11 protein-coding genes and 2 tRNA genes are annotated in these 13,238 nt (G+C 64.4%); all 13 read right to left on the reverse strand.

What is annotated here, in order from left to right; genetic code table 11:
• The 13 genes from rimP to nuoE all read right to left on the reverse strand — a co-directional run bounded on the left by rimP (window position 1) and on the right by nuoE (window position 13,157).
• Complete coding sequence (gene rimP / locus ACM0PB_RS02120; protein ID WP_005417913.1) at window positions 1-591, reverse strand: ribosome maturation factor RimP; 591 nt, start codon at window positions 589-591, stop codon at window positions 1-3.
• A gap of 367 nt (window positions 592-958) precedes the next feature.
• Window positions 959-1,035 (reverse strand) — tRNA-Met (locus tag ACM0PB_RS02125).
• An 82-nt stretch (window positions 1,036-1,117) separates the two neighbouring features.
• Window positions 1,118-1,194: transfer RNA gene (locus tag ACM0PB_RS02130), tRNA-Met, on the reverse strand.
• Window positions 1,195-1,321: 127 nt separating this feature from the next.
• Window positions 1,322-2,782, reverse strand: a complete 1,461-nt coding sequence (gene nuoN / locus ACM0PB_RS02135) for an NADH-quinone oxidoreductase subunit NuoN (RefSeq protein ID WP_065179770.1) — start codon at window positions 2,780-2,782, stop codon at window positions 1,322-1,324.
• 15 nt (window positions 2,783-2,797) lie between these two features.
• On the reverse strand, window positions 2,798-4,306 hold the full coding sequence (locus ACM0PB_RS02140) for an NADH-quinone oxidoreductase subunit M (protein WP_005410452.1): 1,509 nt from the start codon (window positions 4,304-4,306) through the stop codon (window positions 2,798-2,800).
• A gap of 23 nt (window positions 4,307-4,329) precedes the next feature.
• The gene (gene nuoL, locus ACM0PB_RS02145; RefSeq protein WP_065186671.1) at window positions 4,330-6,495 is read right to left on the reverse strand and encodes an NADH-quinone oxidoreductase subunit L; all 2,166 of its coding nucleotides are present in this window, start codon (window positions 6,493-6,495) and stop codon (window positions 4,330-4,332) included.
• Between the two features lie 7 nt (window positions 6,496-6,502).
• Window positions 6,503-6,808: an NADH-quinone oxidoreductase subunit NuoK gene (nuoK, locus tag ACM0PB_RS02150; protein ID WP_005417921.1), complete on the reverse strand. Its 306-nt coding sequence runs from the start codon at window positions 6,806-6,808 to the stop codon at window positions 6,503-6,505.
• On the reverse strand, window positions 6,805-7,461 hold the full coding sequence (locus tag ACM0PB_RS02155; RefSeq protein ID WP_005417923.1) for an NADH-quinone oxidoreductase subunit J: 657 nt from the start codon (window positions 7,459-7,461) through the stop codon (window positions 6,805-6,807). The genes nuoK and ACM0PB_RS02155 overlap by 4 nt, the downstream gene beginning before the upstream one ends.
• A gap of 9 nt (window positions 7,462-7,470) precedes the next feature.
• Window positions 7,471-7,959 (reverse strand): NADH-quinone oxidoreductase subunit NuoI, encoded by a 489-nt coding sequence (gene nuoI, locus ACM0PB_RS02160; protein ID WP_005417924.1) that lies wholly within the window; start codon window positions 7,957-7,959, stop codon window positions 7,471-7,473.
• 3 nt (window positions 7,960-7,962) lie between these two features.
• Window positions 7,963-9,057 (reverse strand): NADH-quinone oxidoreductase subunit NuoH, encoded by a 1,095-nt coding sequence (nuoH, locus tag ACM0PB_RS02165; RefSeq protein ID WP_065186670.1) that lies wholly within the window; start codon window positions 9,055-9,057, stop codon window positions 7,963-7,965.
• A complete protein-coding gene (gene nuoG, locus ACM0PB_RS02170; RefSeq protein ID WP_171955642.1) occupies window positions 9,054-11,288 on the reverse strand; it encodes an NADH-quinone oxidoreductase subunit NuoG in 2,235 nt (744 codons plus the stop codon). The genes nuoH and nuoG overlap by 4 nt, the downstream gene beginning before the upstream one ends.
• Window positions 11,285-12,625: an NADH-quinone oxidoreductase subunit NuoF gene (nuoF, locus tag ACM0PB_RS02175; RefSeq protein WP_005417934.1), complete on the reverse strand. Its 1,341-nt coding sequence runs from the start codon at window positions 12,623-12,625 to the stop codon at window positions 11,285-11,287. Before nuoF ends, nuoG begins: the two co-directional genes overlap by 4 nt.
• Before the next feature lie 4 nt (window positions 12,626-12,629).
• Window positions 12,630-13,157: an NADH-quinone oxidoreductase subunit NuoE gene (gene nuoE, locus ACM0PB_RS02180; protein WP_005410460.1), complete on the reverse strand. Its 528-nt coding sequence runs from the start codon at window positions 13,155-13,157 to the stop codon at window positions 12,630-12,632.
• Window positions 13,158-13,238: the final 81 nt, after the last annotated feature.

Below are 13,238 nucleotides of genomic sequence, written 5' to 3' on the forward strand. Positions count from 1 at the left end.
TCACTCCGCGCGCGGCTTCTTTGCCGCCGGCTCGTTGGAAGAAGAATTCGTGTTCGGCTTCGGACGCTTCGGCGCCGGACCGGTCGGCTTGCTCGGGGCCAGCCCCAGCGCCACCCAGTCGGGCATGATCCGTGCCTTGTCGATGTTGTCGGCCGACACGACCACTTCAGCCTTGTCGACGATGAAGGTGATGGTGCCCGCGGCCTCGTCGATCGCTTCGATGCGGCCCTGCAGGCGACGACGGTTGTCCTGCGGCAACTTCAGCGTGACCTTGGCCGATTCACCCTGGTGGCGGCCGAACTGCTCCAGGTTGAACAGCGGGCGGTCCACGCCCGGCGAGGACACTTCCAGCGTGTAGTTGCCGCTGATCGGGTCTTCGACGTCCAGCTGCGCCGAGACTTCGCGGCTGACCCGCTCGCAGTCGTCGACATTGATGATGCGCTCGGGCTGTTCAGCCAGCGGCACGTCGATGTAAAGGCGCAGGGTCGCACCGCCGGGGGCCGGCAGATACTCAACGCCCAGCAGCTCCAGGCCCAGCGACACAACGGTCGGGGCGAGCAGATTCGCGATGTCGGTTGCCTTGTCGCTCACAGCCTGCCTTGATCTCTATGGTTGGGTGCCGGCCTTGGCCGGCGTGGAAACATGACGCCCCGGAAACGACAAAGGGCCCGTTGGGCCCCTTTTCCGGAAAGACTCCGGTGACTGGATTCCGGTTGCAACCTGCATTGCCTGCCGGTTGCGGCCCTCCTTCCGGGTCCGGACTCCCGCTGGGAGGCCGCCTTCAGGGGTACTGCTAGGCCGCTGATGATAGCGGCTGCACCGCGCTGGTGCAAGGTGCGGACCCGGGGTCAGACCCCTTTTCCACGGGAAAAGGGATCTGACCCCGATCACGCAGAAACGACGCAGACCCCAAAGAAAAACGCCCTCGAAGCAGCACTTCGAAGGCGATCTCTTTACTTGGTAGCGGGGGCAGGATTTGAACCTGCGACCTTCGGGTTATGAGCCCGACGAGCTGCCAGACTGCTCCACCCCGCATCAGAAGCGGAATTATGAGCGATGGCTCCAAAAACTGCAAGCCTTACCTCATTCATCAAACCGGTTGGCGCCGATCGGACGTTGGTAGCGGGGGCAGGATTTGAACCTGCGACCTTCGGGTTATGAGCCCGACGAGCTGCCAGACTGCTCCACCCCGCACCGGAAGTGTTTGAACTGCTGCCCTGCTCTTTCGAGGAGGGCTACCGCAACGATGTTCTGGCTGAACCGCTGCAGTGACAACTCAGGCTGCGCATATTACACGAATCGCGCAGCTTTGTGTCAACTTTTATGCAAGATGCGCAAATGCCTGCTGGCACCAGACCATGATCGGGTTCCAGGCCAGGCCCAGGGCCAGCAGCGCCAGGGCATTGACGCCCAGCACCACACCCAGCACGCGGTCGTTGTTGCGCGGCATGGCCTCGCCCACCGGCTCATCGAAGTACATGACCTTGATGACGCGCAGGTAGTAGAAGCAGCCGACCACGGCGCACAGCACGCCCAGGATGGCCAGCCACAGCAGGCCGCCGTTGACGGCCGCGCCCAGCACCGCCAGCTTGGTCCAGAAGCCCAGGAACGGCGGGATGCCGGCCAGCGACGCCATGATGCACAGCACCAGGCCTGCCATCCACGGGTTGCGGGCATTGAGGCCCTTGAAGTCCTCGATGTTCTCGGCTTCAAAGCCGGCACGCGACAGCGCGATGATCGCGCCGAAGGCGGCGGTCGACATGATGGCGTAGGCCAGTGCGTAGAACAGCGCAGCGGCATAGCCCTGCGCGCCACCACCGGCGATGCCCATCAGCAGGAAGCCGATGTGCGAGACGGTGGAGAACGCCAGCATGCGCTTGAGATTGCTCTGCGCGATGGCCATCAGGTTGCCGATGACCAACGAGACTGCGGCCAGGCCGGCGATCAGCAGCTGCAGTTCCGTCGACAGCGGGCCCACGCCCATTTCCAGCAGGCGGTAGGCCATGCCGAAGGCGGCCAGCTTCGGCGCCGAGCTGATGAACAGCGCGATCGGTGCCGGGGCACCCTGGTACACGTCCGGCAGCCACATGTGGAACGGTGCCGCACCCAGCTTGAAGGCGACGCCGGCGATCATGAACACCGCACCGGTGATCAGCAGCACGCGCTCTTCCGAGTGCGGGATGGCGTCACGGATGACGTCCAGGTGCAGGCTGCCGGTAGCGCCGTAGATCAGCGACATGCCGTACAGCAGCAGGCCAGAGGCCAGCGAGCCGAGCACGATGTACTTCATCGCCGCTTCCGAGGCCAGGCCGTTTTCGCGGTTGCTGGCGACCAGGGCGTAGGAGCACAGCGCCAGCAGTTCCAGGCCCAGGTAGACCATCAGCAGGCTGCCGGCCGACACCAGGATCATCATGCCGGCGGTGCCGAACAGGATCAGCACCGGGATCTCGCCCTGGAACAGGTTGCGGTCACGCAGGTAACGCCAGCCGTAGACCAGGGTCAGGCCGCTGAGCAGCACGATCCCGGTCTTCATCACGTCCGCGGCGGTATCGCGCACGAACATGCCATGGAAGACCTCGCCCTGCCCGCCCACGCCGGTGACCAGCATGAACAGCACCACGGCCAGCGCAGCGAGCGAGAACAGGTGGGTGACGATCTTGTTCCGGTTGCTGACGAACAGGTCGAGGATCATCAGGGCGAAGGCGCTGCCGATCAGCACCAGCTCGGGAGCGAGCGGTGGCAGGTCAGCGGCGGTCAATGGCAGCAGCGGCGAGGTGGTCATCATCAAATCCTGGAATTACAGCAGCTTGCTGGATGCGATCTGCATCGCCAGCTTCGCGATCGAGGGCTCCATCAGGTCGGTCAGCGGCTTGGGATAGATGCCCAGGGCCAGCACGCCGATGGCGAACACGCCCAGCACCAGCCATTCGCGGCCGTTGATGTCCTTCAGTTCGGCAACATGGCTGTTGGCCACTTCACCGAAGAAGATGCGCTTGTACAGCCACAGGGTGTAGGCGGCGCCGATGATCAGGGTGGTGGCCGCGCCCAGCGCGATCCACGGATTGCGCTGGAAGGCCGACAGGATGACCATGAACTCGCCAACGAAACCGCTGGTACCGGGCAGGCCCGCGTTGGCCATGAAGAACAGCATGGCGAAGGTGGCGAACCACGGCATCACGTTGACCACGCCGCCGTAATCGGCGATGCGGCGGCTGTGCATGCGGTCGTACAGCACGCCGACACAGGAGAACATCGCGCCGGAGACGAAGCCGTGCGAGATCATCTGCACCATGGCGCCCTGCAGGCCCAGGCGGGCGGCATCGGCGTTGCCGGCTTCACGGACCAGCCACAGGGCAATGAAGGTGCCCAGGGTGACGAAGCCCATGTGCGCGATCGACGAATAGGCGATCAGCTTCTTCATGTCGTCCTGCACCAGGGCGACCAGGCCAACGTAGATCACTGCGATCAACGACAGCGCAATCACCAGCCAGGCCCATTCCTGCGACGCGTCCGGGACGATCGGCAGGTTGAAGCGCAGGAAGCCATAGCCACCGATCTTCAGGGCGATGGCGGCCAGGATCACCGAACCGGCGGTCGGCGCTTCCACGTGGGCGTCCGGCAGCCAGGTATGGACCGGGAACATCGGCACCTTGACCGCGAAGGCGATCAGGAACGCGAAGAAGATCCAGGTCTGTTCCTTGGCCGACAGTGGCAGTGCATACAGGTCGGCCAGCTGGAAGCTGCCGCCCTTCATGTACAGGTAGATCAGTGCCACCAGCATCAGCACCGAGCCGAGGAAGGTGTACAGGAAGAACTTCAGCGCAGCGTAGATGCGACGCGGGCCGCCCCAGACACCGATGATCAGGAACATCGGGATCAGCATCGCCTCGAAGAACACGTAGAACAGCATCGCGTCCGTCGCCGCGAAGATACCGACCGTGACGCCTTCCAGGATCAGGAAGGCCGCCACGTACTGGTTCACGCGCTTGTCGATGGCGCTCCAGGCGCCGATCAGGGCAAGCACGCTGACCAGGGTGGTCAGCAGGATCAGCGCCACGGCAATGCCGTCCACGCCCAGGTTGTAGCCGATCTTGTACGCCGGGATCCAGGCATGGGTCTCGACGAACTGCAGACCGTCGATGCCCGCGTTGTAGCCGCTCAGCAGCGAGAGGCTCGCCACGAACGTCAGCACCGCTACGCCCAGCGACGCCCAGCGGGCGGTCTGCGCATCACGGATCGCAAGGATCAGGGCGCCACCGATGATCGGCAGCCAGATGAGGACACTGAGTAGAGGCCAGTTCGACACGTCTTCTTATTCCGTACAGGTCATCAACGCAGGTAATGCATCAGCACGCCCAGCAGGGCAATCAGGCCGATGATCATCGCGAAGGCGTAGTGATAGAGGAAACCGGATTGGGTACGACGCAGCACGCCGGCTGCAACGTCCACAACACGTGCCGAGAGATTGACCACGCCGTCGACGATGTTGCTGTCGATCCAGCGCGAGACCTTGCCCAGCTTGACGCTGCCACCGGCAAAGCCATCGATCCACAGCTTGTCGAAGCCGTACTTGTTTTCCAGCACCGACACCAGCGGAGCGAAGGTCTTGCGCGCCTTGCCCGACAGGTCCGGCTTCCACAGGTAGAACAGTGCGGCCAGCAGGAAGCCCGCAACGGTCAGCATGAACGCCGGAGCCATCATGCCGTGCAGCGCGAAGGCGACCGGGCCGTGGAACTCCTCACCCAGGAAGCCGATGGTGTTCTTGGCCGGATCGTAGAAGTCGACGATTCCGGTGAAGAACGTATGCGCCTGGCCCTTGATGGCATCGTGGGCATGATGGCCGGCCCAGTCGGTGCCGTACAGCATCGGACCGATGCTGAAGAAACCGATGGCGATCGACGGGATGGCCAGCAGGATCAGCGGCAAGGTCACCACCCACGGGGTTTCGTGCGGCTCATGCGGACCGTGGCCATGGCCGTGGTCATCGTGATGCGCATCGCCGTGGTGGGCGTCGGCGGCGTGGTGAGCGTCATGGGCGTGACCATGATCGTCATGATGCACGTCGCGGAAACGCTCCTTGCCGTGGAAGGTCAGGAACAGCAGGCGGAAGCTGTAGAAGCTGGTGACGATCACGCCACCCAGCACTGCCCAGTAGCCGTAGGTGGCCACCCAGTTGTCGGACAGGTGCGCGTGCAGCTCGGCGGCCTCGATGATGGTGTCCTTCGAGTAGAAGCCGGAGAAGAACGGCGTACCCACCAGTGCCAGCGTACCGATCCACATGGTGATGAAGGTGATCGGCATGTACTTGCGCAGGCCACCCATCTTGCGCATGTCCTGCTCGTGGTGCATGGCAATGATGACCGAGCCGGCACCCAGGAACAGCAGCGCCTTGAAGAAGGCGTGGGTCATCAGGTGGAACACGGCTGCCGAGTAGGCCGACACGCCCAGTGCAACCGTCATGTAGCCCAGCTGCGACAGCGTGGAGTACGCGACGACGCGCTTGATGTCGTTCTGCACGATACCGATCAGGCCGGTGAAGAACGCGGTGGTGGCACCGATGAACAGCACGAAGTTCAGCGCGGTCTGCGACAGCTCGAACAGCGGCGACATGCGGGTGACCATGAAGATACCGGCGGTCACCATCGTCGCGGCGTGGATCAGTGCCGAGATCGGGGTCGGGCCTTCCATCGAGTCGGGCAGCCACACGTGCAGCGGGACCTGGGCCGACTTGCCCATGGCACCAATGAACAGGCAGATGCAGATGACGGTAGCGATCGACCAGATCACCGGCTCGTTGAGCAGCTGCATGCCCAGGATCGTGCCGTCCCAGATCTGCAGCTGGGCGCGCGGATCAGCCAGCATGCCGGCCTGCGAGAACACCTGCGAGTAGTCCAGGGTGCCGAACACCCACAGCACGCCGGCGATGCCGAGCAGGAAGCCGAAGTCACCGACGCGGTTGACCAGGAACGCCTTCATGTTGGCGAAGATCGCGGTCGGGCGCTTGAACCAGAAGCCGATCAGCAGGTACGACACCAGGCCCACCGCTTCCCAGCCGAAGAACAGCTGCAGGAAGTTGTTGCTCATCACCAGGGTGAGCATCGAGAAGGTGAACAGCGAGATGTAGCTGAAGAACCGCTGGTAGCCCGGATCGTCCTGCATGTAGCCGATCGTGTAGATGTGGACCAGCAGCGACACGAAGGTCACCACCACCATCATCATCGCGGTCAGCTTGTCGACCATGAAGCCGACGTGGGCCGAGTACTGGCCGACTTCGAAGAACGTGTAGATGTTCTGGTTGAACGGCTGTGCGCCGCCCCACAGCAGCTGGTAGAGCGTGTACATCGACAGGCCGCAGGCCACCGCGACGCCAAGGATGGTGATGGTCTGCGCGCCGAAGCGCTTGACCTGGCGACCGAACAGGCCGGCGATGATGCTGCCGAACAGCGGCGCAAGCACCACTGCGATCAACAGACTCTTGGAGAGAGTGATTTCCATCTGTGGATCAGCCCTTCAACGAATCGACTTCGCCGACATTGATCGTGCGGCGGGTACGGAACAGGGTCACCAGGATCGCCAGGCCGATGGCGGCTTCCGCGGCGGCGACGGTCAGGATGAAGAACACGAACAGCTGGCCGGACGGGTCGCCCAGCTGGCGCGAGAAGCCGACGAAGTTGATGTTCACCGACAGCAGCATCAGTTCGATCGACATCAGCAGGACGATGACGTTCTTCCGGTTGAGGAAGATGCCGGCCAGGCTGATGGCGAACAGCACCGCGCCAAGCGCAAGGATGTGGCCAAGGGTAATCACGGCTGGGTCTCCTCGCCGGTGGCCGGCTTGCTGTTGCTGTGCACGACCGGTGCTTCGGCACCCATCTTGACCATGCGCAGGCGCTGGCCGGCCTTGACCATGGTCTGCTCGCCCGGGTTCTGGCTCTTGACGCCGGTACGACGGCGCAGGGTCAGCATGACGGCGGCAACCACGGCCACGGTCAGGATGACGGCGGCGAACTCGAACGGCAGCAGGTACTCGGTGAACAGCGTGCGTGCCAGCCAGGTGATGTTGGAACTGTCGGCGGCGACCGCAGCGGCGTTGTCGGCCGGGAACGGCGTGACCGAGCGTGCCTTGACGCCGATCAGGATCAGCATCTGCGCCAGCATCGCCACCGCGACGATGAGGCCGACCGGCAGGTAGCGCACCCAGCCCTCACGCAGCTTGGTGGGGTCGATGTCCAGCATCATCACCACGAACAGGAACAGCACCATCACCGCGCCTACGTAGACCAGCACCAGGGCCACGCCGAGGAACTCGGCCCCCACCAGCAGCCACACGCAGGCAATGGAGAAGAAGGTCAGCACCAGGCAGAGCACGGCGTGAACCGGGTTGCGCACGCTGATCACCGCACCGGCCGAAACCGTTGCCGCGATGGCGAACACCCAGAAAGCGATATTTACCCAATCCATCTCTCGACCTCAGCGGTAAGCGGCATCGGCGGCACGACGCTCGGCGATCTCGGACTCGAGACGGTCGCCAAGGGCCAGCAGCTGCGGCTTGGTAACGATGTTTTCGCCACGGTTCTCGAAGTGGTACTCGAGGATGTGGGTTTCGACGATCGAGTCCACCGGGCAGCTTTCTTCGCAGAAGCCGCAGAAGATGCACTTGAACAGGTCGATGTCGTAGCGGGTGGTGCGGCGGGTGCCGTCCTCGCGCTTGGCCGAGTCGATGGTGATGGCCAGCGCCGGGCACACCGCTTCACACAGCTTGCAGGCAATGCAGCGCTCTTCGCCGTTGGGATAACGGCGCAGGGCGTGCAGGCCACGGAAGCGCGGCGACTGCGGGAACTTCTCCATCGGGTACATCATCGTGTACTTCGGCTTGAAGCTGTACTTCAGCGTCAGCCAGAGGCCGGCCAGCAGTTCGAGCAGCAGCAGGCTCTTGAAGTAATGGGTAATCCTGTTCATCACTTAGACGCCCTTTTGAATCACGCCGAAGAACACCATGACGGCGGTAACCGCGATCCACAGAATGGCCAGCGGGATGAAGACCTTCCAGCCCAGGCGCATGATCTGGTCATAGCGGAAGCGCGGGAAGCTGGCACGGAACCAGATGTAGGCACTGGCGAAGAAGAACACCTTGACGAACAACCACGGTGCACCGCCCTTCCAGATCCAGTCGACCAGCGGCGAGACATTGCCGAAGTCGACCCAGCCCTGGACCGGGCTCAGCCAGCCGCCGAGGAAGAAGATCGAGATCAGGAAGCTGATCAGGATCATGTTTGCGTATTCGGCCAGGAAGAACAGGGCGAAGGCGCCGCCGGAGTACTCGACCATGTGGCCGGCAACGATTTCCGACTCGCCTTCCACCACGTCGAACGGCGCACGGTTGGTTTCAGCCACGCCCGACACCCAGTAGATGACGAACAGCGGGAACAGCGGCAGCAGGAACCAGTCGAAGAAACCGGAGCTGCCGGCCTGCGCAGCGACGATGTTGCTCAGGTTCAGGCTGCCCGAGGCGATCATCACGCCGACCAGGGCGAAGCCCATGGCGATTTCGTAGCTGATCATCTGCGCCGAGGCGCGCATGGCGCCCAGGAACGCGTACTTCGAGTTGGACGCCCAACCGGCCAGGATGATGCCGTAGATGCCCAGCGAGGTCATCGCCAGCAGATACAGCAGGCCGGCGTTGGCGTTGGACAGCACGATCTGCGAATCGAAGGGCACCACCGACCAGGCCGCGAAGGCCGGCGCCAGGGTGATCAGCGGCGCCAGCAGGTAGATCGCCTTGTTGGCGCTGCTCGGCTGGACCACTTCCTTGAACAGCAGCTTGAAGACGTCGGCGAAGGCCTGGAAGATGCCCATGCCCACGTACATCGGGCCGTGGCGGACGTGCATCCAGCCGATCAGCTTGCGTTCCCAGACCACGTAGAAGGCCACCGAGATGATCACCGGAACGGCGATCACCAGGATCTTCAGGATGATCCAGATCAGCGCGCCGATGTCACCGAGGCCGAGCAGCCACTGGTGCAGCGGGTCGACCGCGTTCAACAGCAATTCGTTCATGCAGCCACCACCGATACGCGTGCGGCACCCAGCGGCGCGGTCGCGCCGTGGCCCGATTCAATCCAGACCGAACCCGCAGCGACGCGGGCGTCGACCACCACCGGCAGGGTGGCCTTGCCGGCGTCGGTGCCGACCTTGGCCATCTGCCCTTCCTGCAGCTGCAGGCGAGCGGCATCTTCTGCGTTCAGCACGATGCGCGGGGCGTTGTTGAGCGGATGCGACTGCAGTGCCGGCGCGCGACGGACCACCGCATCGGTGCGGTAGATCGCGGCAGTCGAAGCCACTTCCAGGCCTTCACCGGCAACTGCCGGCTGCGCCGAAGCAGCGACGGTGACCGACACCGGGGCCAGGCTGGCACGCAGGCCGGCCAGGTCGGTGAAGTCGAAACCGGCCAGCGCCATGTCGCCGCCCAGTGCGCGCAGCACGCGCCAGCCTTCGCGGGCCTCGCCCGGCAGCTTGCCGCCGGCACGGGCCGACTGCTCGCGACCATCGAGGTTGGTCAGGGTGGCGTCGATTTCCGGCAGCGCACCGATCGGCAGGATCACGTCGGCAACGTCGCGGGTCGAGGCGCAGGCGAACTGGCTGAAGGCCACCACCTTCGCACCCGCCAGCGCCTTGCGGGCGGCCGGGGCGTCGGCGAAGTCCAGGCCCGGCTCAAGGCCGTACACCACGTAGGCCTGGCGCGGCTGCGCCAGCATCGCGGCGACGTCCTTGCCAGCCGGCAGCACGCCTGCGCGGGTCAGGCCAACGGCGTTGGCGCCCTGCGGGATGCGGCACAGCTTGGCACCGGTAGCGGCAGCGAAGTCACGCGCGGCAGCGCGGATCGCGGCAGCCTGCGGGTGGTTCTCGGCGATGCCACCAACGATCAGCACGGTGTTGTTGCCGCCCTGCACTGCCGAACGCAGCTCGGCGTTGGCCAGCGCATCGACGAACTTCGACGGGGCAACGATCTGCTTGCCGGCGACACTGAAGGCGAAGTCGAAGTCCACCGGATTGACCACGTGGATCTTCGCGCCCTTGGTGGTCTGCGCCTTGCGCAGGCGAGCGTGCAGCAGCGGCAGTTCGTGGCGGATGTTGCTGCCCAGGACCACGATGCGGTCGGCGCCCTCGATCTCGGCCAGCGGCAGGCCGAACACTTCGGCGGTTGCGGCGTCGGAGAAATCGCGGTTGTTGATGCGGTGGTCGATGTTGCCCGAGCCCAGGCCCTTGGCCAGGCGGGCCAGCAGTGCGCCTTCCTCGTTCGAGGTCGACGGGTGCACCAGCACGCCCAGGTTGTCACCCTGGTTGGCCTTGAGGATTTCGGCGGCCGCGGCCAGGCCTTCGGCCCAGCTCACTTCCTTCCACTCGCCATTGACCTTGCGCAGCGGCTTGACCGCACGGTCTTCGCTGTACAGGCCCTGGTGCGAGTAGCGGTCACGGTCGGACAGCCAGCACTCGTTCACGGCTTCGTTGTCGCGCGGCACGGTGCGCAGCACTTCGCCGCGACGCACGTGCAGGAACAGGTTCGAACCCATCGCATCGTGGTAGCCCAGCGACTCGCGCGCGGTCAGTTCCCACGGGCGGGCGCGGAACTGGAACACCTTGTTGGTCAGCGCGCCGACCGGGCAGACGTCAACGACGTTGCCGGACAGCTCGGTGGTCAGCGGCTTGCCGTCGAAGGTACCGATCTGCAGGTTCTCACCGCGGTACATGCCACCCAGTTCGTAGGTACCGGCAACGTCGGCGGTGAAGCGGACGCAGCGGGTGCACTGGATGCAGCGGGTCATCTCGGTGGCGACCAGCGGACCCATGTCCTCGTCAGGCACCACGCGCTTGCGCTCGTTGAAGCGGCTGACCGAACGGCCATAGCCCAGCGACACGTCCTGCAGCTCGCACTCGCCGCCCTGATCGCAGATCGGGCAGTCCAGCGGGTGGTTGATGAGCAGGAACTCCATCACCGAGCGCTGGAACTTCAGCGCCTTCTCGCTGCGGGTGGCGACCTTCATGCCGTCCATTACCGGGGTGGCACAGGCCGGCGCCGGCTTCGGCGACTTCTCCACGTCCACCAGGCACATGCGGCAGTTGGCGGCGATCGGCAACTTCTCGTGATAGCAGAAGCGCGGAATGGAGATGCCGGCCTTGTCGGCCGCCTGGATGATCATCGAGCCCTTGGGCACGACCAGCGACTTGCCATCGATCTCGATGGTGACGTGATCGGGTGGGACGCTCGGATTTACGGGTTGCGCGCTCATGCAGCGGCTGCCTCCACCTTCTTGCCGTCAACCATCGAATGACCGTTGACGATGTAGTACTCGAACTCGTCCCAGAACTGGCGCAGGAAGCCCTGGATGGGCCATGCAGCCGCTTCGCCGAACGCACAGATGGTGTGGCCTTCGATCTGCCCGGCCACTGCCTTCAGCTGGTGCAGGTCTTCCATCGTGGCCTTGCCGGCGACGATGCGCTCCAGCACGCGGTGCATCCAGCCGGTGCCTTCACGGCACGGGGTGCACTGGCCGCAGGATTCCTTGTGGAAGAACTGGCTGATGCGGCAGGCGAACTTGACGCAGCAGACGCTGTCGTCGAGCACGACGATCGCACCCGAGCCCAGGCCGGAGCCCAGCGCACGGATGGTGTCGTAGTCCATCGGCAGGCCCTTCAGCTCGGCCGCGGTCAGCACCGGCATCGACACGCCGCCCGGGATCGCGCCCTTGAGCTTGCGGCCCGGACGCAGGCCACCGGCCATTTCCAGCAGGTCGTCGAAGGTGGTGCCCAGCGGTACTTCGAAGTTGCCGCCGTTCTGCACGCAGCCGGACACCGAGAAGCACTTCGGGCCACCGTTGGCGGTCAGGCTCAGGCCCTTGAACCACTCCGGGCCGTTGCGGATGATCGCCGGCACCGAACCGTAGGTTTCGGTGTTGTTGATCGTCGACGGCTTGCCGTACAGGCCGAAGTTGGCCGGGAACGGCGGCTTGTAGCGCGGCTGGCCCTTCTTGCCTTCCAGCGATTCCATCAGCGCGGTTTCTTCGCCGCAGATGTACGCGCCAGCGCCCAGCGCGCCGTAGATGTCGATGTCCACGCCGCTGCCGAGGATGTTCTTGCCCAGCCAGCCGTTCGCATAGGCGTCGGCCAGGGCCTGCTCGAAGTGCTCGAACGGCTCGTGGTGGAATTCACCGCGCAGGTAGTTGTAGCCCACGGTCGAACCGGTGGCGTAGCAGGCGATCGCCATGCCTTCCACGACCGAATGCGGGTTGTAGCGCAGGATGTCGCGATCCTTGCAGGTGCCCGGCTCGGATTCGTCCGAGTTGCAGAGGATGTACTTCTGCATGTTGCCCTTGGGCATGAACGACCACTTCAGGCCGGTCGGGAAGCCGGCGCCACCGCGGCCGCGCAGGCCCGAGGCCTTGACCATCTCGATGACCTGCTCCGGCGGGATCTTCTCTTCGAGGATCTTGCGCAGGGCAGCGTAGCCACCGGTCTTCAGGTAGCTTTCGTACGACCACGGGGTGTCGTAATGCAGGGTGGTATAGACCACCTGGTGCGGCAGCGGCGCGGGGCCGACCGGACCCTTGGATTCGTGGTGATGTGCCATGCCCTTACTCCAGCCCGTCCAGCAGCTCGTCGACCTTTTCCAGGGTCAGACGCTCATGGTAGTGACCGTTGATGACCATCATCGGCGCGCCACCGCAGCCGGCCAGGCACTCTTCCTCGCGCTTGAGATAGACGCGGCCGTCAGGGGTCGATTCACCGTGCTTGATGCCCAGCTTCTTCTCGCAATGGCGCACGATGTCCTCGGCGCCATTGAGCCAGCAGCTGATGTTGGTGCAGATGGCCACGTTGTTGCGGCCCACCTTCTCGGTCTCGAACATCGAGTAGAAGCTGGCGACCTCGTAGGCCCACACCGGCGGCAGGTCCAGGTACTTGGCCACGCCGGCGATCAGTTCGTCGGTCAGCCAGCCCTGGTTCTGCTCCTGGGCCGCATGCAGGCCCTGCAGCACGGCAGAGCGCTTGCGGTCCGGCGGGAACTTGGACAGCCAGTGATCGATGTGAGCGCGGGTCTTGTCGCTCAGCACCACCATCGGGTCGACGTCGCGCGCCGCCTCGAAATTACCTGTCGCCTTCATCGGCCGACCTCAGCGAAATGCATAACGTGAAATTCCAGAAACTGCGGCGCCGGCTTGCGCCGGCTGCCTGCAGCGGGCGTT

The sequence above is a fragment of the Stenotrophomonas sp. AR029 genome, assembly GCF_047520695.2.
Taxonomy (GTDB): domain Bacteria; phylum Pseudomonadota; class Gammaproteobacteria; order Xanthomonadales; family Xanthomonadaceae; genus Stenotrophomonas; species Stenotrophomonas sepilia.